The 22,812-nt window shown below is 64.4% G+C and carries 16 protein-coding genes; 14 read left to right on the forward strand and 2 right to left on the reverse strand.

Annotated elements, in window-relative coordinates; translation table 11 throughout:
* Nucleotides 1–62: 62 nt before the first annotated feature.
* The 12 genes from VGM61_RS18845 to VGM61_RS18900 all read left to right on the forward strand — a co-directional run bounded on the left by VGM61_RS18845 (nt 63) and on the right by VGM61_RS18900 (nt 18,635).
* Nucleotides 63–359 (forward strand): integration host factor subunit beta, encoded by a 297-nt coding sequence (locus tag VGM61_RS18845; RefSeq protein WP_331524467.1) that lies wholly within the window; start codon nt 63–65, stop codon nt 357–359.
* Between the two features lie 679 nt (nt 360–1,038).
* Nucleotides 1,039–1,290, forward strand: a complete 252-nt coding sequence (locus VGM61_RS18850) for a lipopolysaccharide assembly protein LapA domain-containing protein (protein ID WP_331524468.1) — start codon at nt 1,039–1,041, stop codon at nt 1,288–1,290.
* Nucleotides 1,287–2,459: a lipopolysaccharide assembly protein LapB gene (lapB, locus tag VGM61_RS18855; RefSeq protein ID WP_331524470.1), complete on the forward strand. Its 1,173-nt coding sequence runs from the start codon at nt 1,287–1,289 to the stop codon at nt 2,457–2,459. The genes VGM61_RS18850 and lapB overlap by 4 nt, the downstream gene beginning before the upstream one ends.
* 7 nt (nt 2,460–2,466) lie before the next feature.
* The gene (locus tag VGM61_RS18860) at nt 2,467–3,462 is read left to right on the forward strand and encodes a glycosyltransferase family 4 protein (RefSeq protein ID WP_331524471.1); all 996 of its coding nucleotides are present in this window, start codon (nt 2,467–2,469) and stop codon (nt 3,460–3,462) included.
* A gap of 76 nt (nt 3,463–3,538) precedes the next feature.
* A complete protein-coding gene (locus VGM61_RS18865) occupies nt 3,539–5,440 on the forward strand; it encodes a nucleoside-diphosphate sugar epimerase/dehydratase (RefSeq protein WP_331524537.1) in 1,902 nt (633 codons plus the stop codon).
* Complete coding sequence (gene galU, locus VGM61_RS18870; protein WP_331524472.1) at nt 5,437–6,318, forward strand: UTP--glucose-1-phosphate uridylyltransferase GalU; 882 nt, start codon at nt 5,437–5,439, stop codon at nt 6,316–6,318. The genes VGM61_RS18865 and galU overlap by 4 nt, the downstream gene beginning before the upstream one ends.
* 84 nt (nt 6,319–6,402) lie before the next feature.
* Nucleotides 6,403–8,007, forward strand: coding sequence for an NAD(P)/FAD-dependent oxidoreductase (locus VGM61_RS18875; protein WP_331524473.1), 1,605 nt, complete (start codon nt 6,403–6,405; stop codon nt 8,005–8,007).
* A gap of 151 nt (nt 8,008–8,158) precedes the next feature.
* Complete coding sequence (locus VGM61_RS18880; protein ID WP_331524474.1) at nt 8,159–8,863, forward strand: hypothetical protein; 705 nt, start codon at nt 8,159–8,161, stop codon at nt 8,861–8,863.
* A 192-nt stretch (nt 8,864–9,055) separates the two neighbouring features.
* Nucleotides 9,056–15,106, forward strand: coding sequence for an alpha-2-macroglobulin (locus VGM61_RS18885; protein ID WP_331524475.1), 6,051 nt, complete (start codon nt 9,056–9,058; stop codon nt 15,104–15,106).
* 46 nt (nt 15,107–15,152) lie between these two features.
* Nucleotides 15,153–17,513 carry a penicillin-binding protein 1C gene (gene pbpC, locus VGM61_RS18890; RefSeq protein ID WP_331524476.1) on the forward strand — a complete coding sequence of 787 codons (2,361 nt, stop codon included), beginning with the start codon at nt 15,153–15,155 and terminating at the stop codon, nt 17,511–17,513.
* A 76-nt stretch (nt 17,514–17,589) separates the two neighbouring features.
* Complete coding sequence (locus VGM61_RS18895) at nt 17,590–18,165, forward strand: antitoxin Xre/MbcA/ParS toxin-binding domain-containing protein (RefSeq protein ID WP_331524477.1); 576 nt, start codon at nt 17,590–17,592, stop codon at nt 18,163–18,165.
* A complete protein-coding gene (locus VGM61_RS18900; protein ID WP_331524478.1) occupies nt 18,162–18,635 on the forward strand; it encodes an RES family NAD+ phosphorylase in 474 nt (157 codons plus the stop codon). The genes VGM61_RS18895 and VGM61_RS18900 overlap by 4 nt, the downstream gene beginning before the upstream one ends.
* Here VGM61_RS18900 and VGM61_RS18905 read toward each other — a convergent pair.
* Nucleotides 18,632–19,588: an alpha/beta hydrolase gene (locus VGM61_RS18905; RefSeq protein WP_331524480.1), complete on the reverse strand. Its 957-nt coding sequence runs from the start codon at nt 19,586–19,588 to the stop codon at nt 18,632–18,634. The two genes, VGM61_RS18900 and VGM61_RS18905, sit on opposite strands and share 4 nt — an antisense overlap.
* A 165-nt stretch (nt 19,589–19,753) precedes the next feature.
* On the opposite strand from VGM61_RS18905, the gene VGM61_RS18910 reads away from it, so the two are divergent.
* Nucleotides 19,754–21,040, forward strand: a complete 1,287-nt coding sequence (locus VGM61_RS18910; protein ID WP_331524481.1) for an FAD-binding oxidoreductase — start codon at nt 19,754–19,756, stop codon at nt 21,038–21,040.
* The gene (locus VGM61_RS18915) at nt 21,040–21,372 is read left to right on the forward strand and encodes a tRNA-binding protein (RefSeq protein WP_331524482.1); all 333 of its coding nucleotides are present in this window, start codon (nt 21,040–21,042) and stop codon (nt 21,370–21,372) included. The genes VGM61_RS18910 and VGM61_RS18915 overlap by 1 nt, the downstream gene beginning before the upstream one ends.
* A 499-nt stretch (nt 21,373–21,871) precedes the next feature.
* Here VGM61_RS18915 and VGM61_RS18920 read toward each other — a convergent pair whose 3' ends face one another.
* Nucleotides 21,872–22,804 carry an MBL fold metallo-hydrolase gene (locus tag VGM61_RS18920; protein WP_331524483.1) on the reverse strand — a complete coding sequence of 311 codons (933 nt, stop codon included), beginning with the start codon at nt 22,802–22,804 and terminating at the stop codon, nt 21,872–21,874.
* Between the last annotated feature and the right edge of the window lie 8 nt (nt 22,805–22,812).

Genomic DNA, 22,812 nt, shown 5'->3' on the forward strand with positions numbered 1-22,812 from the left:
CCCGGCCGTCCCGCGACCTGCTAACGTTGCACCCAGCTTAAGTCAGGGAATCCTGGGGAACCATGACGAAATCCGAATTGATCGAGGCGCTTGCACGGCGCCAGACCCATCTTGCCTTCGGCGATGTGGAGATGGCCGTCAAGAGCGTGCTCGAACAGATGAGCCAGGCACTGTCATCGGGCGAGCGGATCGAAATCCGCGGCTTCGGCAGCTTCGCCCTTCATTTCCGCCCACCGCGCATGGGCCGCAACCCGAAGACGGGTGAAGCGGTCGCCTTGCCCGGCAAACACGTACCGCATTTCAAACCCGGCAAGGAACTACGTGAACGGGTAAACCTGGTCGGCGACGCCCAGGCCTGAAGCCTTCGAAGCCGCGCACTGCGCGGCTTTTTTTTGCCTGTGAGGCGACCTCGGGCGTGGCGGGGAGAGCCGGCGGGCCATGGCGCCAGCCGCTCCTGCTGCGTCGACCCTCGGGAGCCGGAGGCCGCTGCGCGGCTTTGTTTTATGGCTGCGCCCCCATCGGGGCGGGCTTCGGCCGGGGGTTTTCAATTCGCCCTCCTGGCTCAGTGAAAACGGCCGGCCATCCGTGGCCGGCCCCCTGCGGGCCTGATCCGGCCGAAGCCCTTCGCCTCCGCACGGAGCGGCAGGCGCCATGGCCCGCCGGCTCTGCCGCACGGTGAGGTTCGCGAGGGGAGGGCGCAGGCGCTCTCCCTGGTGTCGCCTCGGGCGTGTCAAGAGCCGGGGGCTGTCCGCCTCGTCGGCGACTTGTGGAACCGAGCGATGCGGGCGGAACAGGCCCGCAGGGGGCCGGCATACGCCGGCCGTTTTCGCCAAGGCCGCAGGCCGCCTCGAAAACCCCCGCCCGCAGCGCGGGCGCGCCGGGGCGCAGCCATAAGACAAAGCCGCGCAGCGGCCTCTCCCCCCAAGCGCCGGTGTAACCGGAGCGACGAGGCGGACAGCCCCCGGCTCCTGCGACACGCCCGAGCTTCCCTATGCGGCAATGCCGAAGGCGAGCGTCGTTTTGCGCTAAAGTTCGCCGATGCGAATACTCGCCCTGATCGTCCTCCTGCTTTTCCTCGCCGCCGGCATTGTGATCGGCGCCCTCAACGCCGATGCCGTTTCCTACGACCTTGGCTTCGCCCGCGTGAGCCTGCCCAAGGGTGCGGCGTTGCTGGTCGCCTTGCTGGCTGGCTGGGTGCTTGGCGGGCTTACCGCCTGGCTCGGCACGCGCGTGGGCGATCGCCGGCAGCGCCGCCGGCAAGCGAAGGTGGCTCGCGCGGCCGACGCATGAATGCCATCTGGCTCCTGGCGCTGGTTCCACCGGCAGCTTTCTATAGTGGCTGGTACCTGGCGCGGCGCACCAGTGCGAGGCGATCGGGTGCGCGCGTCAACGAACTTTCCAGTGACTACTTCAAGGGCCTGAACTACCTGTTGAATGAAGAGCAGGACAAGGCGCTTGAGGTGTTCCTGCGGCTGGCTGAGTACAACCGCGATACCGTGGAGACCCATCTGGCCTTGGGCAACCTGTTCCGCAAGCGCGGGGAGGTGGATCGCGCCATCCGGCTGCACCAGCACCTGGTGTCGCGTCCGGGCCTGAACGAGGAAACCAAGACGGTTGCCTTGCTCGAACTGGGCGAGGATTACATGCGTGCAGGCCTGCTTGATCGCGCCGAAACGCTGTTCTCTGATCTGGTGGCCATGGACGCGTTGGCGCCGTCGGCGCTCAGGCACCTGGTGGCGATCTACCAGCATGAGCGCGAATGGCATAAGGCAATCGATCACGGCCGGCGCCTGGAAACCATGACGGGCGAGGATGAGTCGCCGATGATCGCCCAGTTCTACTGTGAGCTGGCTGAGCAGTCTCGCTCGCACGGTGCACGGGTGGAGGCCAGCGAGTACCTTGCCGAGGCTTTCCGCTGCCAGACCGCTTGCGTGCGCGCGCACATGCTTACCGGACGCCTGCTGGCCGAGAGTGACGACTATGCCGGTGCGGTGGACGCTTATGAAAACGCCGTGGACGCGGATATTGCGTTCGTGCCGGAGATCTTGCCGCCGCTATTGAACTGCTACGCGCGTTCGCAGCAGATGGAGCGGGCCGAATCCTTTCTGCGCCAGATTATGGAGCGTTACCATGGCATCTCGCCGGTACTGGCACTAACCCGCCTTTACGAAGGGCGCGATGGCGAACGCACGGCGATCGATTTCCTTACCGGCCAGTTGCGCAAGCGGCCTTCGGTGCGCGGCCTGATGGCCTTGATCGACGCCACCATGGACAAGGTTTCCGGCGAGGCGCGCGAGAACTACCTGATCTTGCGCGACCTCACCCGCAAGCTGATCGAAGGCCAGGCGATGTACCGGTGCAGCCGTTGCGGGTTCGGCGCCAAGGCACACCACTGGCAATGCCCGGGTTGCAAGAGCTGGGGCACGGTGCGCCCGATCCATGGCGTGGCCAACGAGTGAGCGTGACATGCCGATGATCGCCTGGACGATGCTCGCGGCGCTCGTCGTCGCGTTCGTCGTGGTGCGTGGATGCATCGCCTATGCGCACCGGCGCGGCATGCTCGACCAGCCCGGACAGAGGCGTTCGCATACCGTGCCCACGGCGCGGGGCGGGGGATTGGGCATCATCGTGGCCTGGGTGCTGGCGATGTTGCTGGTGCTGCCCGGTTCGCTGCCGTGGCCGCTTCTGGTGGCGCTTTTGGGTGGGACGCTTGGCGTGGCCGCCATCGGTTGGCTCGACGACCATGGCGACTTGCCGGTGCGGCCGAGGTTGCTGGTACAGCTTGCCGCATGCGCCGTCTTCGCCGCCGCGGTGTGCAGCCATGGCCTGTCGTGGTGGTGGTGGCCGTTGCTGGTGCTCGCCGGTACCTGGTCGATCAACCTGCACAACTTTATCGACGGCATCGATGGTTTGCTGGCCCAGCAGTGCATTTTCGTGGGTGTGGGTATGGCTTGCATCGGTGCCGGCATCGGTTCGCCGGTGCTTCTCGTAGCCGGCGGCGCGTTTTCGACATCAGCGCTGGGTTTCTGGTGGTTCAACCGATCGCCGGCGCGGATTTTCATGGGCGATGTCGGCAGCGGGGCGGTGGGTTTCATTGTCTTTGCGCTGACGGCCCTGGTCTGGCTGGTCGATGCGTCCGCGCTGTGGGCAGCCTTGCTGTTGTCCAGCAGCGTCGCCACCGATGCCACGTTCACCCTGCTTTCGCGCATGCGCGGGGGACGGCGCTGGTACAGTGCGCACCGCGAACACCTCTATCAATGGCTGGTCAGACGGGGCCGCGGGCATGCCCGTGTCGGCGGCTACTACCTGGCCTGGAACCTGCTGGTGGTGGCGCCGCTGGCCGCCGCCGCCATGGTCTGGCCCGGCCTCGCCCCGCTATGCTGCGTGCTTGGTTATGGCCTTGCCATGGTCGCCTGGGTGGCGGGCAAGCGGGCCATATGGCGCTCCGTGGCTCATGGCTGAACCAAAAGGAAGCACTGTCGCACATATGTGACGTATGCCTTATATGATTTCCAGATCACAAAAACTCACGGTACGCATGTTCCTGCGCAAGCTCATCGGCATCATTCATCCGCGCTCGGCGGTCGTCACCCACGACCTTGGCATGGCCGCGCTCGCCTGGTGGATCGCCAAATCCCTGCGCTACGCGCTGATGCCCCAACAATCAGCGGTGGAATACCTTCCCCTGGAGTTTCCCGTGGTGCTGCTGGTGCAGGGCGCCATCTTCACCTGGACCGGCCTCTACAAGGGCGTCTGGCGATTCGCCAGCCTGCCGGACCTGTGGAACATCCTGCGTGCCGCGTGCCTTGGCGCCCTGGCGATCGGCCTTGCCATGTTCCTTTACGGGCGCCTTGAAGGCGTGCCCCGTTCGGTACTGCTGGTCTATCCGGTGGTGCTGTCGGTGCTGCTGGGCGTGCCGCGGCTGACCTATCGCTTCTGGAAGGACAGCCGGCTCGATCTTTTCCAGTCGATGCCCACACGGCGCGTCCTGGTGGTGGGCGCCGGGCGCGCAGGCGAAGCGCTGGCCCGTGACCTGCGCCGCGACAGCCGTTATTCAGTGATCGGCTTCGTCGACGATAACCCGGCGCTTCGCGGTGCCCGCATCAACGGCATGCCGGTGCTCGGCCGCATCGACCAGCTGCCCGAACTCGCCCGCGAGATCGCCGTGCAGATGCTGCTGATCGCTTTGCCTGGCGCCACCACTTCTGAAATGCGCAATGTGGTGGCGCTGTGCGAGGAAACCGGGTTGCCGTTCCGCACCGTGCCGCGGCTTGAAGATGTCGTCGCCGGTCGCGCGCAGTTCAACGAAATCAAGGAAGTGGCGATCGAGGACCTCCTCGGCCGCGACACGGTGGAACTGGACTGGACGGCCATTCGCGAAAGCCTCTCTGGCCGGCGCGTACTGGTGACCGGTGGCGGTGGCTCGATCGGCTCAGAACTCTGCCGGCAGGTCGCGCGCCTGGGTGCGCAGTCGCTCACCGTGGTGGACCAGTCCGAGTACAACCTTTACCGCATTGGCCAGGAGCTCACCGCCGCCTATCCGGAACTGCTCTTCGAAGGCATCCTTGCCGACGTGCGCGACGAGGTGGCGATCAACCGGGTGTTCGCACGGGTACGCCCGCACGTGGCTTTCCATGCTGCAGCCTACAAGCACGTACCGATGCTGCAGGGACAACTGCGCGAAGCCTTCCGCAACAACGTGCTGGGAACGCGCATTGTTTCGGAAGCATCGGTGGCGGCCGGCGTGGATTGCTTCGTGCTGATCTCCACCGACAAGGCGGTGAACCCGACCTCGGTGATGGGGGCCTGCAAGCGCCTGGCCGAAATCTGGTGCCAGAACCTTTCCGCCCAGGTGAATACGCGTTTCATCACCGTGCGTTTCGGCAACGTGCTCGATTCGGCCGGCTCCGTCGTGCCGCTTTTCCGCCAGCAGATCCAGCAGGGTGGCCCGGTCACCATCACGCATCCGGAAATCTCCCGTTACTTCATGACCATTCCCGAAGCTTGCCAGCTGATCCTGCAGGCGGCGAGCCTGGGCAAGGGCGGCGAAATCTTCGCCCTGGACATGGGCGACCCGGTGAAGATCCGCGACCTTGCCGAACAGATGATCCGCCTGGTCGGCAAGAAGCCGGGCACCGAGATTCCCATCGTGTACACCGGGTTGCGCCCGGGCGAGAAGCTCTTCGAGGAGCTTTTTCATCCCCTGGAGAATTACACCGGTACCGCGCACGCGAAGATTTTCCTGGCCCAGCATCGCCAGGTGTCGTGGGAACTCCTGCAGGCCCAGTTGTCGCGCGCACGCGATGCCGCCACCGATTATGACGACGAGGCCCTGCAGCGGTCGATTGCCGCGCTATTGCCTTCCTTCCGATGGAACGACGCCGTGCTAACGGACAACGTCGTAGCGTTGCGCGCGACCGATCACGGAGAGCAAGCATGACCAAACCGCTGCGCAAAGTTGTTTTCCCCGTTGCCGGGCTCGGCACGCGCTTCCTGCCCGCCACCAAGGTGGTGGCCAAGGAAATGCTTCCGGTGCTCGATCGTCCGCTGATCCAGTATGCGGTGGACGAGGCGGTGGATGCCGGCGCCGATACCCTGATTTTTGTTACCAACCGCTACAAGCATGCCATTGCCGACTACTTCGACAAGGCGTACGAGTTGGAAGCGAAGCTTGCGGAGAAGCGCAAGGACGAGCTCCTGCAGCTGGTACAGACGGTGCTTCCCAAACATGTGCGTTGCGTATTCGTCACCCAGCCTGAAGCCCTGGGCCTGGGTCACGCGGTGCTGATGGCCAAGCCCGTGGTGGGTAACGACGAGCCCTTCGGCGTGATCCTCCCCGACGACCTGATCTGGAACCAGGGCCCCGGCGCGCTGCGCCAGATGGCCAAGGTCGCCCACGACGAGGACGCCGGCGTGATCGCGGTGGAAGAAGTGCCCCACGAGGACACCGACAAATACGGCATCGTCGCCACGGACGAAGCGAAGGGCCGTAGCGCGCGCATCCACCACATGGTGGAAAAGCCCAAGCCAGCCGATGCGCCGTCGAATCTTGCCGTGGTTGGGCGCTACGTGCTGCCCGGGAAGATCTTCCAGTTGCTCGAGGAGACCAAGCCTGGTGCCGGCGGCGAGATCCAGCTTACCGACGCCATCGACCGGCTGCTCAAGGGCGAAGGCAAAGTGCTGGCGCATCGTTTCGAGGGCACGCGCTTTGATTGCGGCAGCAAGGTCGGGCTGGTGAAGGCCACCATCCACTTTGCGTTGAAGGATCCGAAGCTGGCCGCGGCCGTGCATGAGGCAGTAGCGGCCGGTCACGGCTGATTCGTCGAACTTGTCGTGAGAGTGTCGGCAAACCGTCGGCGAAGCATCACGTAGAATGCTGCCATTCAGCGCCACGGTTTGCCCATGCTCCGCTTCACCGATATCCAGCTGCCGCTAGATCATCCCGATGGCGCGCTCGAGCGCGCTATCCGGCAGCGCCTTGGGCGCGATGCGTCCCGGTTCCGGGCATTGACGGTATACCGCCGTGGTTACGACGCCCGCAAAAAGTCCGCCATTACGCTGGTCTATACGGTGGATGTCGAGGTTGACGACGAAGAAGACGTGCTTGCCCGCCACGCCGGCCAGCACGTCAACAAGGCGCCGGATACGTCGTACAAATTCGTCGCCCACGCCGCCGACGGGGAAGCGCGCCGCCCGATCGTGGTCGGTACGGGCCCATGTGGCGTGATGTGCGCGCTTGTCCTGGCCCAGATGGGCTTCAGGCCCATCGTGCTCGAGCGTGGCAAGGCCGTGCGCGAGCGTACGAAAGACACCTGGGGCCTGTGGCGCGGGCGCACCCTCACGCCGGAATCCAATGTGCAGTTCGGCGAGGGTGGCGCCGGTACATTCTCCGACGGCAAGCTGTGGACGCAGGTAAAGGATCCGAAACACCACGGCCGCAAGGTACTGGTGGAGTTCGTCAGGGCCGAGGCGCCGGAAGAAATCCTTTACGTGAGCAAGCCGCACATCGGCACCTTCCGCCTGGTAAAGATGATGGAAAGCATGCGTGCGACCATCATTTCCCTTGGCGGGGAGTTCCACTTCGGCGCCAGGGTGGACGATGTCCTGTTGCAGGACGGCCGCATGCAAGGCGTCCGGCTGGCATCAGGCGAAGAGCTCGCGTCGGACCATGTCGTGCTGGCGATCGGGCATAGCGCGCGCGACACTTTCGCCATGCTGCACGAGCGCGGCATCTTCGTCGAGGCCAAGGCGTTCTCGATCGGTTTCCGCATCGAGCACCCGCAGTCGTTGATCGACCGCGCGCGGTTCGGCCCCAGCGCCGGGCATGATGTACTGGGCGCGGCCGACTACAAGCTCGTCCACCACGCCGCTAACGGCCGTTCGGTTTACAGCTTCTGCATGTGTCCCGGTGGCACGGTGGTGGCGGCGACCTCGGAGCCGGGCAGGGTGGTCACCAATGGCATGAGCCAGTATTCGCGCGACGAGCGCAATGCCAATGCAGGTATCGTGGTGGGAATTTCGCCGGAGGATTATCCCGGCGGCCCGCTGGCTGGCGTGGATTTCCAGCGCGTCTGGGAGTCGCGCGCTTTCGAGCTGGGCGGTGGTAACTACGATGCACCGGGTCAGTTGGTTGGCGATTTCCTGGCCGGCAAGGCGTCCACCTCGCTTGGATCGGTTGAGCCCTCATACAAGCCAGGCGTCCAACTGTGTGACCTTGCCACGGCGCTGCCTGACTACGCCATCACCGCCATGCGGGAGGCAATCCCGGCCTTCGATCGCCAGATCAAGGGTTTTGCCATGCACGATGCAGTACTCACCGGCGTGGAAACGCGCACCTCGTCGCCGATCCGTATCCGTCGCCACGACGACTCCCTGCAAAGCATCAATACCCCGGGCCTGTACCCGGCGGGCGAAGGTGCTGGCTACGCCGGCGGCATCATGTCGGCGGCCATGGATGGCATTCGCGTCGCGGAAGCCGTGGCGTTGTCGATGGTGGGCGCCCGATAGTTAATGACGGGGGATATCTTGCAGCGCTGGGCAGGGATGAAAGGTGCAAGCGTGCGGCAAAGGCCGCTGTCACTATCCATGGAACCGTCGGCGGGGCCAGGCTAGCGGCCAAGTCGAATTCTGGCTCGCTTGCTCAGGCTGTTATACGTCCATGCCGCCACTTGTCTCGTCTTTGTTGAATTTACTCGGCACGTCCGTTGTGCGAGATACCTGGAAACCACCCGAGGACCTTCCGCTCAAGCGTCTCTTCGACGTCCGCAATGACGAACGTGCATCCTTCAAGACCGACACGCACAAGATCCGTTATCTGCATGAGCCAGGGATAGGAGCGTCAGCATTCGTCGCGCGACGGAATCATCCTGGGAGCGGCACAAATCGTCTGTGGCGTCGCATTCGCCACGTATGTTCGCCCAGTGCATCGAAGCTACGGCAGCGCAGCAGCAAAGAAATCCACCTGAGCGTGGCCCCCGGAGATATGAAAAAGGCCTATGAACGTATCAGCTTTTTGCTAACACGGGATCGGTGTCCATTTGACGATTTTAAGGTTCTCAATCCAGTCGGGATGGATACAGGCAATCGTGCGGATGCCGGGGCGAGAATCACTTTGTATGTGCACAGGCACACCGATCTTCGAATGGCCGGAGCCTACATGCTTGCCCTTGGCGAACGTCTGGTCGAAGCCGGCGTGGGTGTCGGAAGCACTCCGCCGGGCGACGTTCAATTCACCGATTGTCCCTCGCTGGCTTTCTTCAGTTGTCGGAATGAAGATCTGTCAACGCTGGATGGGGATAGTCCGCCCTTTCTGGCGATGAAAGACTATTACGGAAGCGTTTGCGACCTGGCGCACAACGACTGACCAGGCCATCCAACACCTGCGTCCTTTATGCCAGAATACCGCCCCGGTCCCGCCATGATTTTCGGCTAGGATCGTCGGGGAATCGGGTAGTGCATCAAACCGCCGTGGGCCAGAGCCCGCGGTGGACGGGTGCGTACCCGTGGGGACGCGGCGGCGCCGCGAATGACGTCATGGTATCGATCAGGACCGATCATGGATCTGCTGCGCTTTCTCGCCTCCCTTCCACTGCGCCTCGCGCGCGGCCTGGCCTGGTTGCTGGCGCTCATCCTGCGGCCGATCTTCGGCCAGATGAGCTGGTCCGCGCCGGCCTGGGTTCCGGCCACCGGCAATGCGGCGCGCAGCCATCCGCTTAAGTTCGCAGGCACCATCGCTGCCGTCCTGGTGGTGCTGGTGGGCGGCTGGTTTGGCTGGCACTGGTGGCAACACCGGCCCAAGGCCGTGGAGCCCAATCGCGTCACCTTCCAGGTGGCAGCGCCCGCCGTTACCGCCTACGACGAAACCCCGATCACCATCCATCCGCTGGTTGTGCGCTTTTCAGGTTCGGCGCCGAAGATAGAAGCCCTGCACAAGCCGGTGACCGACGGCATCGCCATGTCGCCGAAGCTTGCCGGTACCTGGACCTGGGATAACGACCGTGCCCTGCGCTTCGTACCCGCCGAGGACTGGCCGGTGGGTAAACACGTTGAGGTGTCCTTCGACAAGGTCAAGCTGTTCGCGCCGCAGATCGTACTGGCAGACGACCACTTCGCCTTCGATACAGCGCCCTTCACCGCGCGCATCGCCAGCGGCGAGTTCTACCAGGACCCGCAGACTCCGACCATGAAGAAGACCATCGTGCAGGTGGCCTTCAATTACCCGGTGGACCCGGCCCAGTTCGAAAAGCACGTGGCGTTGCAGCGCCTGGATGCCAAAGGTGGCAAGGACGGCGACCTGAAGTTCACCGTCACTTACGACGAGCGCAAGCTCAATGCCTATGTGCATTCTCAACCGCTGGATCTGCCGCGCGACGACAGCGCGGTGCGCCTGGTGCTGGACAAAGGCACGCGCAGCGTTCGTGGCGGCGATGGCACCGACAAGGCGCTGACCACCGATGTGAAGGTACCGGGCCTGTACAGCCTCAAGGTGCTGGACATCTCCGCCAGCCTGGTGGACAACGAGCGCTTCGAGCCTGAGCAGGTGATGGTGGTCACAGTCGGTGGCGCTGTCAGCGACACGGACCTGGCCCGCCGCGTCCGCGCCTGGGTTCTGCCGAAGTACCAGCCGGGTAGCCAGCACGACGAAGACGCACCGCCGGATGACTGGTCGATCGATCAGGTCGACCAGAAGCTGCTCAAGGGCAGCAACGCGGTGAAGCTCGATGTCATCCCCACCGAGAACGACTACGCGGAACTGCAAAGCTTCCGCTTCAAGGCAGAACCCGGCCAGCGCATCTACGTGCGTGTGGAGAACGGCCTGACCTCCTTCGGCGGCTATGTACTGGGCCAGCCCGTGGCCCAGGTGGTCACCGTGCCCGAGTACCCGCGCCTGCTGCGTTTCATGGCCGATGGCGCGCTGCTGTCGATGTCCGGCGCAAAGCGGGTGTCGGTGGTATCGCGCAACATGCCAGGCATGAAGCTGGAAATCGGCCGCGTACAGCCGGACCAGCTGCAGCACCTGGTGAGCCTCAATGGCGGCACCTACGCCAAGCCGCAGATGTACGGCCTGACCTCCGACCACATCGTCGACCGCTTCGAGCAGAAGACCTCCTTCCCCGCAGGCGACCCGGGCAAGGCCCACTACGAGGGCGTGGACCTGGGCAAGTACCTGGCCTCGGGTAAGAAGGGCGTGTTCCTGCTCAAGCTTACCGGCTACGACGAGAAGGCCGAGAAGAAGGCCGAGGCCGCCAAGGCCAAGGCGGAAGAGGAGGCGGCCAACGGCGCCGTGGGTGATCGCACCGCGGGCGATGACAGTGCGGACAGCGCGAATGGCGATGGCGCCGACAACGAAAGTGACGCCGAAGGAGAAGGCGAGGGCGACGCCAGTAGTGACAGCACAGCCGACGTGAATTCGATCGTCGATGAGCGCCTGGTGGTGATCACCGACCTCGGTGTGCTGGCCAAGCAGTCGCTCGACGGCAGCCAGGACGTATTCGTGCAGTCCATTCGTACCGGTTCGCCGGTGCCTGGCGCCAAAGTATCGGTGGTTGCCGAGAACGGCCAGGAACTCTTCACCGGTACCACCGCCGCTGATGGCATGGTGCACTTTGCCAGCCTCAAGGGTTTCGATCGCGAGAAGAAGCCGACCATGTATGTGGTGCGTTCGGGTGAGGACCTGTCCTTCCTGCCGATCGGCGCCTATGACCGCAAGCTCGATTATTCCCGCTTCGACATCGGCGGCGAACCCAATGCCCGCAGCCAGGGCCAGCTCACCGCCTATCTTTTCTCCGACCGGGGTATTTACCGCCCGGGCGACACCTTCCATATGGGCCTGATCGTCCGCGCCGCTACCTGGACACGCAGCGTTGCGGGTATCCCGCTGCTTGCCGAGGTGGTGGACCCGCGCGGCACCAGCGTGCGCCAGGAACCGGTGGCCATGAACGAGGCCGGTTTCGCCGAAATGAGCTACACCCCGGCCGAGACCGCGCCCACCGGCAACTGGACGGTGAACCTTTACATCGCCAAGGACGGCAAGCCCGGGGCGCAGATCGGCAGCGGCAGCGTACAGGTGAAGGAATTCCAGCCTGATCGCATGAAGGTGGCCGCGAAACTTTCGCAGGTGGTCGCCGAAGGCTGGGTCAAGCCCGCGCAGCTCAAGGCCGTGGTGGACGTTGAAAACCTGTTTGGTACGCCGGCGGCCGACCGCCGCGTGGAAGCCACGCTCACCCTGCGCCCGGCCTTCCCGCAGTTCCACTCGTACCCGGACTACCACTTCTATGACATCCGCCGGGCCAAGGAGGGCTACGAAGAATCCCTGCAGGACGGCAAGACCGACGACAAGGGCCATGCGGAGTTCGTGCTGGACCTCACCAAGTACGCCGACGCCACCTACCAGCTGTACTTCCTGGCCAAGGCCTACGAGGCCGAGGGCGGTCGCAGTGTGGCCGCTGCCGCCCAAAGCATGGTGTCGTCCAATGATTACCTCATCGGTTACAAGGCCGTGGACAACCTCGAATACGTCACCCGCGACGCCGTACGCAGTGTCAACCTGGTGGCGATCGACCCGTCGGCCAAAAAGACCCAGGTCCAGGGCCTGAAGAAAGCCATTGTCGAGACACGCTATGTGTCCGTGCTGACCAAGCAGGATTCTGGCGTCTTCAAGTACGAATCGAAGAAGCGCGAATCGACGGTAAGCGAAGAGGCACTGACCATTCCCGCCACCGGCATGGATGTCACGCTACCCACCGACAAGCCGGGCAATTTTGCCCTGGTGGTGCGCAATGCCCAGGGCAAGGAATTGAATCGCGTGGAGTACTCGGTGGCAGGTGACGCCAACGTGTCGCGCTCGCTCGAGCGCAATGCGGAGCTTCAGCTCACCCTTTCGAAGAAGGACTACGCCCCGGGCGAGGCGGTGGATATCGCCATCCGCGCGCCATACGCCGGCAGCGGCCTGATCACCATCGAGCGCGACAAGGTATACGCGCACGCCTGGTTCCACGCCGATACCACCAGCTCCGTGCAGCACATCACGGTGCCGGCGGACTTCGAAGGCAACGGCTACGTCAATGTGCAGTACATCCGGGATCCTTCCTCGGATGAAATCTTCATGAGCCCCCTGAGCTTCGGCGTGGTGCCGTTCTCGGTGAACCTCGATGCCCGCCGCAATGGTATCGCCGTTGAAGCGCCGGCGCTGGTGAAACCGGGCCAGACGGTGACCTTCCACCTGACCTCTGCCAAACCCACCAAGGCCGTGGTCTTCGCCGTGGATGAAGGCATCCTGCAGGTGGCCCGCTACAAGCTGGGCGACCCGCTCACCTTCTTCTTCTCCAAACGCATGCTGGAAGTGGGAACCTCGCAGATACTGGACCTGATCATCCCGGATTTCGAGAAAGTGATGTCGATGGCAGCGCCGGGCGGTGACGCCGACGGTGGCATCGGACGTCAATTGAATCCGTTCAAGCGCAAGCGCGATAAACCCGTGGCCTACTGGTCGGGCATTGTCGACGTCGACGGCAGCCGCGACTTCACCTACCAGGTACCCGATTACTTCAACGGCAAGTTGCGGGTCATGGCCGTGAGCGTTGCGCCTGACCGCATTGGCACGTTTGAAGGCTCCACCACCGTACGTGGTGACTTCGTGCTGTCGCCGAACGTGCCCACTACCATCGCCCCGGGCGACGAAGTGGAGGTAAGCGTGGGCGTGGCCAACAACCTTACGGGTCTGGCCGGCAAGGACGTGCCGGTGACCGTATCGCTGAAGACCGGCCCGCAGCTGCAGGTCGTGGGCGCGGCCAGCCAGGCGCTCTCCCTGGGTGAGATGCGCGAAGGTGTGGCGCTGTTCCGGGTGAAGGCCACGGATCTCCTCGGCTCGGGGAATTTCACCTTCACCGCCAGCTACGGTGACAAGAGCGCAAAGCAAAGCGTGGATGCCTCGGTGCGGCCGGCGTCGCCCATGCGCACACAGGTGGATATCGGCCGGGTCGATGCGCATGCTCGCCTGGATCTGCCGGGCCTGCGCCAGATGTACGACGCTTTCGCCCAACGCCAGGTATCGATGTCCACCGTACCGGTGGTGCTGGCCCAGGGCCTGGCAGCCTACCTGGTTGATTTCCAGCACTACTGCACCGAGCAGGTGATCTCCAGCGCGATGCCGGCGCTGATCCTTGGCAAACGGCCTGAGTTCGGCAAGGTCACGCGGGCGCGGGGCGCCGATGGCAAACCGTCCGCAACCGATCCGGTCGCGGCATTGTTCGATACGCTGCACGCGCGCCAGAACGGGCAGGGTGGATTCGGCCTGTGGGCGGCAACACCCGATACCAACGGGTTCATCACAGACTACGCCGTGCACTACTTGCTCGAGGCGCGCGACCGCGGGGTGGCTGTACCGCAGGACATGCTCGACGCCGGTAACGGGGCCTTGCGCCAGATTGCCGCTGCCGAGGGCGAGGATTCACTGGCGTCGCTCCGCCAGCGCGCCTATGCCATTTACCTGCTGACGCGCCAGGGTACGGTGACCACCAACTACCTGGCGTCCGTGCAGCGGCGCCTGGAAGAAGCGTACGCGCCGCAGTGGAAGTCCGATGTAACCGCAGCATGGCTGGCGGCAAGCTACCAGCAGCTACATCAGGACAAGCAGGCCGCGCAATTGATCGCTGGCCCGCTGAAGCTGCTTACACGCACACCGGCGGATGAACCCTACAGTTACGACTACTACTACGATCCTGTGATCCGCGACGCCACGGTGCTGTACATCCTGGCCAAGCACTTCCCGGACCGCGCGAAGGCGCTGCCGCCACAGGCGGTGGAAAACCTCGTGCGCCCGATCGGCAAGGGTCACTACAACACGCTGTCGTCCGCCATGACCATCCTGGCGCTCGACGCCTGGGCCACCAACGCGGCGGGCGACCTGTCGAAACTTACCATCGATGAAGTGGCCGCCAACGGTGCGGTGAAGTCGATCGGCAGTGCAAGCGGCAGCGTGCTGCAGGGCTCGTGGTCGGCGGCGTCGCCACGTCTTCGCCTGGTCAACGATAACGACAGTACCGCGTGGTACGCGGCCAGCCAGACGGGCTTCGACCGTGCGGCGCCCGGCGCTCCGATCAAGGACGGCATTGAGGTGGTGCGCGAATACACCGACACCAGTGGCAAGACGCTGGATAAAGTCATCATCGGCCAGGAAGTGGACGTGCACGTGCGCATCCGCGCCACCGGCAAGGATGGGGTGGGCAATCTTGCCATCGTCGACCTGCTGCCCGGTGGCTTTGAGCCGGTGATCGAACCGCCGCCGGCCGATGCCGCGCCGTCGGCGGATGCCTCGTCGGACGACAGCGGCGCCAATGCCGATGCCACTCCGGCACCGGCCGCCTGGCGCGCGCCCATCGGCCTTGCCAGTTCCACCTGGACGCCCGAGTACGCCGACGTCCGCGAGGATCGCGTGGTGATCTACGGCACGGCCACCCCGGACGTGCGCGAGTTCGTCTATCGCATCAAGGCCACCAATGCCGGCCACTACATCGTGCCGCCGGCTTATGGTGAATCGCTATACGACCGTACGGTGCAAGCACGCTCGGCCGGTGGAACCACCATTGATGTCGTGCGCAGCAAGTAGGAGTGACGCCGGGTGTCCGGTGACGGATGCCTGGCACTGAAGGACGATGAAACGCCTGCGTCTTCCCCGATGGCACAACGCCCTGGTGGCGTTGTTGCTGATGTGCGCCATCCCGGTGGGATTCCGGCTGTGGCCGCACGAGCCGCTTCGCCAATGGCTGCCCTCGTCCACGGCAGTCTATGACCATGATGGCCATCTGCTGCGCCTGACGCTTGCCAGTGACCAGCGTTATCGCCTGTGGGTGCCGCTGGAAGACATTGCTCCATCGGTGGTCGATGGCGTGCTGCTGCACGAGGACCGCTGGTTTCGCTGGCACCCCGGCGTCAACGCCTGGGGACTGGCGCGCGGCGCATGGATTACCTACGTTCGCCACGGCAACCCGCAGGGTGGTTCCACCATCACCATGCAGCTGGCCCGGCTGATGTACGGGCTCAACACGCGTACGCCCGGCGGCAAATTGCACCAGGCTTGGGCTGCCATGCTGCTGGAGCTGCGTTACTCCAAGCACGACATCCTCGAGGCCTACCTCAACTACGCACCGTATGGGCGTAACGTGGAAGGCGTGGGCGCGGCCAGCCTGGCTTATTTTGGCAAATCGCCATCGGCGCTGAATCTTCCCGAGGCGCTTGCGCTGGCCGTGATCCCACAGGACCCCACGCGGCGGCTCCAGGCGACGGGCGATGGCGGCGACGCGGTGATCAATCGCTGGCTCAGTGTCTCGCGCAACCGACTGTTCGAGCGCTGGGTGAAGGTGCATCCGGAAGCTGCCGCGCAACGTTCGTTGTTCGCCTTGCCACTGGCCTTGCGTCCGCTTTCGCAATTGCCGTTCGAAGCCCCGCACTTCGTCGAACAGGTGTTGGCCGCGCGACGCATGACGGGCGGCACCGACATGCGCGTGACGACCACGCTGGATTTGCGCCTGCAGCACAGCCTGGAGCGCCAGCTACACAGCTACGTGGCCCATCGCGGCGACCGCGGCATCCGCAATGCGGCGGCCTTGCTGGTGGACACCCGCGACATGGGCATCAAGGCCATGGTGGGCTCGGCCAACTACTTTGACTCGTCGATCCAGGGGCAGGTCAATGGCACGCAGGCCAAGCGTTCCCCCGGGTCGACGCTCAAGCCCTTCATTTATGGCCTTGGCTTCGACCAGGGTGTGCTTCACCCGCAGACGGTGTTGCGTGACGTGCCGTCTGCTTTCGGCCCCTACACGCCTGAAAACTTCGACGGACGGTTCCTGGGGCCGGTGACAGCTACACAGGCGTTGATCCGCAGCCGCAACATCCCGGCGGTTTACGTGGCCTCGCGGTTGAACAACCCGACGCTGTACCAGTTCATGAAGGATGCCGGCATCAGCCGCTTGGCCAGCGAACAGCACTACGGCCTGGCCCTGGTACTCGGTGGCGGTGAAGTGACGATGCAAGAGTTGGCGGGCCTCTACGCGATGCTCGCCAACCGCGGTGAGCTGAAGGCCCTGCGTACTGTGTCGACGGACCCGAAGTCCCCGGGCACGCGCATGCTCAGTGAAGAAGCCAGCTTCATGGTCATGGACATCCTTCGCCAGAACCCGCGTCCGGATGATGCACTGACCGCGCAGCCCTCGCGGTTGCCGGTGTACTGGAAGACAGGCACATCGTGGAGTTTTCGAGATGCCTGGACCGCCGGCAGTTTCGGCCCGTATGTGCTTATCGTCTGGATCGGCAACTTCGATGGCCAGGGCAACCCGGCCTTCGTCGGCGTGGATGCCGCCGCTCCGTTGTTCTTCCAGATCGCCGATGCGTTGCGCGCGGAAAACCCTTCGCTTGCCGAGCCCATCCGGCGCAATCCCGCCAACCTTGCGAAAGTGACGATCTGCCTGGCCAGCGGCGACCTGCCCAACGCATGGTGCCCGCAAACGGGAACCACCTGGTTCATCCCGGGCAAGTCGCCGATCCGCGTGAGCACTATCCATCGCGCTGTGGTGTTCGACACCACCACCAACCAGCCGGCGTGCCCGCCGTATGATCCGCGCCACATCCGCACCGAGGTATTCGAATACTGGCCGTCGGACCTGCAGCGTGTATTCGCCCAGGCCGGAATTGCGCGCAGGCAGCCGCCGGCCTTGCCGGCGTGCCAGGGTGCGGGGCAGGCCGATGGCTCACCACCGCGGATCACCTCGCCACTGCGTGGCAGCACGTACACCATGCGTGTCTCGCGCCTGGGCAGCGAGCAGATCAGTTTCTCGGCCACCAGCGATGCCGATGCCCGCGATTTGTACTGGTTCGTCGACGATGCCTACCTTGGCAGGTCAAAGGCAGGCGATGCGCTCCTATGGCAGCCCGACCGGGTAGGGCACTTCCTGGTACGCGTGGTGGATGACCATGGGCGCAGCGACAGCCGGCCACTCGATGTTGCGGTGACGCAATAGGGCTTGAGGCCCGGTTCCGTGCCGTTTGCGCGGTTAGGCCCAATTAGGCTAATATAACAGCCCAAAGGAGCCATTCATGTCCTCCAACGAAAATCGCCGCAAGCGCGGCAGCCTCGCTGCCTCGGACGCGCCCCTCCGCGCCACGCGCCGCGCCGGCTCGCGCACGGCCAGCGCCGAGCAGGCCATGTTTGCCCGCCTGATGAATGGCCAGCTCGGTCTGGACAGCGGCGCCTTCATGGTGATCGAGCGCGCCGGCAGCCTTGAGCGCGCCGAGAGTGTCAGGCACGGCCTTTCACCTCGGTTATTCGTCAACCTCGCAGCTTCCCTGCGCCTTTCACAAGCCATCCTGCTCGACAATCTCGGCCTTCCGCATTCCACCATGAAGCGCAAGACCCAGCACGATGAACTCCTTGGCCGCCTGGAGAGCGAGCGCGTGATGGGCGTGGCGCGCCTGGTGGGGCTGGTGCAGTCGATGGTGGAGGAGAGCGGCAACCCCGAGGGCTTCGACGCCGCCGAATGGCTTGGCCGCTGGATCCAGGCACCCGTGCCTGCGCTCGGCGGCAGGACACCGGCAGACCTCCTCGATACCGCGGCCGGCCAGGAAGAAGTGGCCCGGTTGCTGCGCCAGGCGCAAGCTGGCGTGTATGCGTGACGGACGCCTACCGCATCGCTTCGCATACGCGCGATTACGCCGCTACTGATCTTTCCGGCGCCGGTGCCGCCGCCGTGGGCGGCCGGTGGAACCGTGTGGGCACGCCGATGGTTTACGCCTCGCCGACGATCTCGCTGGCGGTGCTTGAGACCATGGCCCACCTGGGTTCAGGCAACCTGCCGCTCAATCGCTATATCGTCGCGCTGGACATTCCAGCCAGGGTGTTCGATGCCGCCGTGGTGGCCGATCCGCCCGCCGGCTGGGATGCGGAACCTGCCAGCCTCACCTCGCTGGACCTGGGCGAGGCCTGGGCAAAAAGCGGCGCCAGCGCCATCCTGCGCGTACCGTCGGTGATCGTCCCGGAAGAGTGGAACATCCTGGTCAATCCACTGCACCGTGATGCCAAACGCATCAATGCCGTCATCCTTCGCAAGCAGCAGTACGACCGCCGGATGCGACCGGGTGCCTAGTGACTGGCCTGGTTGATGAACGAGGCAATGCCATCCACCAGCCCCGGCGCCAGCGCCATGGACTGATCGCTGTAGCTGGCGATGTTTGCGGCGTGGCCTTCGGCGGGATGGCGCAGCACGTGGTTCATGCCGGGAATCACCTTCAGTTCCACGCCGGGTCGGGCACCGGCCAGGGCATGGGCGTCGGTCATGTTTATCTGCAGGTCGTTGTCACCCTGCACGACAAGCACCGGCCCCTTGTAGGCCTTGAGTAGCGCAACGGGATCCTTCTGGAACCAGTTGATGATGTAGGACTGAAGATCTTCCTTGAAGAGAGGAAGGAAGGGCGCGGGCACCTTCGCCGCTTCGACATGCCGGCCCTGCCTGAGCTCTTCGATGATAGGCAGCACCTGGGGCAGGAAGGGCGCGTTGTTCGGATTGGCCTTGAGTTGTTCGATGAGTATGTCGGCGGCCTTCCTGCCCGCGCCCGATACCAGGATGAGCCCGCACAGGCCCTGGGGCTTCTGGGCGGCGGCCTCGGCCACCAGTACGCCTTCGCTGTGGCCTAGAAGCCATACGCAGCGTTGTTTGGTGGTGGCGGCCAGGTACGACGCCCAGGCGTGCGCATCGTCGGCGTAGGCGTCGATGGTGGTGTTGTTCGGATTGAATCCCTCGTGGCGGCTGCCGAACATGCCGCGCTTGTCCACGCGCACGCTGGCGATGCCTTTGTCGGCAAGGGCATCGGCCAACTGGCGATACGGCCCGCCTTTGACGCCCATGGGGTTGTCGCCGTTTCGATCGGTCGGCCCTGAGCCTGGCAGGATAACCACAGCGGCCTTGGCCGGACCATGGGCCGGTTGCACCAGGGAACCTGCAAGTGGCCCGATCGGGCTGTCGACGTGGACATCGGTTTCGGCGGCGTTGGCGGTCATGGCGAGGCCTGCGAAGACAATGGCAAGGGCAACTTGGCGCATGGTGCATCCCTCCTGGATGGTCGACCTGGCCGGATCATATCGCGCCGTGCTGGCGTAAGTATTTGCTGTCGCCGGGAAAAGTCCGTGCTTCGTTCCGCGTCCTCTTTCATCGCCATCTGCCTGGCATGTTGAATCGGTCGAAGCGTTGCCACATGCTCAGCGGTAATGCCTGCGCCGTCACCATCCTATTACCGCGTTGCCGCCGGCGACGTGCCGCCACGGGCACCCTTGCGTGGGCGGGCCGACGTGCGCGTGGCCATCGTGGGTGGTGGCTTTGCCGGACTGAATACCGCACTCGGGCTGGCCGAGCGTGGCGTTGCGGACGTGGCCCTGCTCGAGAGCCAGCACATCGGTTTTGGTGCGTCGGGCCGCAATGGCGGCTTCGTCTTCGCCGGGTATTCCCTCGGCGAGGAGTCACTGATCGGGCGCGTCGGGGCAGAGCAGGCGGCAAGGCTCTATGCCCGCACCGTGGATGCGGTGAATCTGATCCGCCAGCGCATCAGTCATTACGATATCGATTGCGACGTGGTTGACAAGGGTGTGGTCTGGGCGAACTGGTTCCGTGACCCGGAAGTGCTTCGCCGCCGTCAACGCCTGCTTGAATCCACGTTCGATGCGCAGTGGCAATGGCTGCCCGCAGCCGACCTTTCCGAATGGTTGCGTACACGCCGTTACCACGACGGCCTGTACGAGGCCAATGCGCTTCACCTCAATCCACTGGCCTACGCGCGCGGCCTTGCCGATGCTGCCGCCGCCCGTGGCGTGCGAATGCACGAAGACAGCCGCGTGCGCTCGATCAAGCGCCATGGCGCCGGCTGGATCGTCCGTACGCCGGAAGGTGAACTGCACGCCGAGCACGTGGTGCTTGCCTGCGGCGGTTACCTGGCCGGGCTGCGCCGCAGCATTGACCGCGCGATTCTTCCCATCGCCACCTACGTGATGGTGACCGAGCCCCTGGGCGATCGTCTGGGTGACTGCATCCGCACCCGTGCGGCCATCTACGACACGCGCTTCGCCTTCGATTACTACCGGGCGCTCAACGACACCCGCCTGTTGTGGGGTGGCCGCATCTCAGTGCGCGACCGCTCGCCGTCGGCCGTAAAGAAGCTGCTGCGACGGGACATGCTGCATGTGTACCCACAACTGGCCGACGCACGCATCGACTACGCCTGGTCGGGCCTGATGAGCTACGCCCGCCACCAGATGCCGCAGGTAGGCAGGCAGGAAGACGGGCTGTGGTATGCGCAGGCCTTCGGCGGCCACGGCCTGGCGCCCACGTGTGCGGCGGGCGAACGATTGGCGCAGGCGATCGTCGATGGCGAACGGGTGGTGGACGATCACGCCGCCTTTGGACTGGAGCGCGCATGGCGCCCGATGGGCTATGCCGGCGCGCAGGCAACCTATTGGTATGAACAGTCGCGCGACTGGCTCAAGCGACGCATGGAGGGATGATGGAAGAAATAACCTGGGGCGACTTCGAGAAGGTCGCCATCGTCGCCGGCACCGTGGTGCGCGCGGAGCCTTTTCCCGAGGCGAGGAAACCGGCGTTGAAAGTGTGGGTCGATTTCGGCCCTTACGGCGAGCGCAAGACCAGCGCGCAGATCGCCTCGCTTTACACGCCTGAAGAACTCATCGGCCGCCAGGTGGTGGGTGTGGTGAACTTCCCCGAGAAACAGATCGGCCCGTTCCGCTCGCAGTTCCTGCTCACCGGATTTCCCACCGACGAAGGCGTGGTGCTGACAGCCATCGAGCGGCCCGTGCCCAACGGTACGCGGCTGGCGTAGTGCTGCCCCACAGAGGCGGATCCAGGCGGATGAACGAGGCAGCCTTTCTACTTCCGCGCGACCGATCCGTGGGGTGTCACGTGGTAGCGGTCGAGATGCTTCCACACATCCGCTGCGTTCATCCGCCCGGCATTGGCGCGCCAGGAGGGAGGTGCCACCCGTGGATCATGGGGAAGGTGGCGGGCGAGCCAGGTTAAGACCCGCGCTCGTACAAACGGTCGGACTTACGTCCGCCTGACCGCCCGCCAGAATTTCGCGGCAAATCTCGGGTACCGCAAGCGTACCTGCGGTACCCGATCTTTTTGTACAAGCGACGGGGTCTTAAACCCGGTTGCCGATGTATTGGCAACACACATATGTTCCACGAAGCAGGCGCGCGGTTCCATCGGAATGGTCGGAAAGTTCGACGCCAATTTCGATGGAAGCATGCTCAAACTTCCGTCGAAGCGTGTTGGGGGTCAGAGTGGAACGCAGATCCCGTACGCGGGTTGCGTGGAATCTACTTCGCGCTGCGATCGAGCCACACTTCCAGCCCCTGCGCATTGAGCTCGATGTCGTTGGCCAATAGCTTGCGCACCTGGGTAGCGTCCAGTGGTGCGCCGTGTTTGCGCGAGCGTGCCGTGTACAGCTCACCCAACGCATGCACGATGGCGGCGTGGCGGTCGGGGCGGCCGTTGCGGTCCAGGGCGATCTGCGTCATCTGGTCGATCTGCTCGTGGAGGTCTTCGGCAAGGCGCTCGACATCTTCCACGCGATCATAGTGAGTGAGGTACATCGCCTGCGGCTGGTAGGAAAGCAGGCGGTCGATCGAGGCATGCAATTCATCGGGCTCGAACTGCACTGGCGAGGTCGTGGGCAGGATGAACGGGCCCTTGGCCGAATCGAATTCGCGATAGGAAAGCCCGAACACGTCGCCGGTGAAGAACGAACGGGTCATCTCGTCCCAGATGGCGATGTGGTGTTTGGCATGCCCGGGTGTTTCCACCGCAACGAGCTTGCGGCCGCCGACATCCACTTCAAACTTGTCCGTGGCTTCCACCACGCGTTCTTCCGGCACGGGCACAAGTGTGCCGTAGCTGCTCTCCATCTCATCCGCGCCGTAGACGGCCGTCGCACCGGCGACAAGCACCGAAGGATCGATCATGTGCCGCGCGCCGCGCGGGTGCACCAGCAGCTTCGCGTTGGGCAACTGCGCCAGCAGCTTGCCGGCGCCGCCGGCGTGGTCCAGGTGCACGTGGGTGAGGATCAGCCAGTCGATATCGCCGACGGTGAGCCCCGCTCGGTCGAGGGCGTCGATGAAGCGGGGCAGGGAATGGTTGGTGCCGCTATCGATGAAGGCACCGCGGCCGCCGTGGGTGACGAGGTAGGCCGCATCGAAGATGTCCCGGCAGAAACCGGTGTCGATGGTGTGGATGCCCAGCTCGTTGTTCATGCGCGTGC

The organism is Pinirhizobacter sp. (assembly GCF_036499745.1).
GTDB lineage: Bacteria > Pseudomonadota > Gammaproteobacteria > Xanthomonadales > Rhodanobacteraceae > Pinirhizobacter.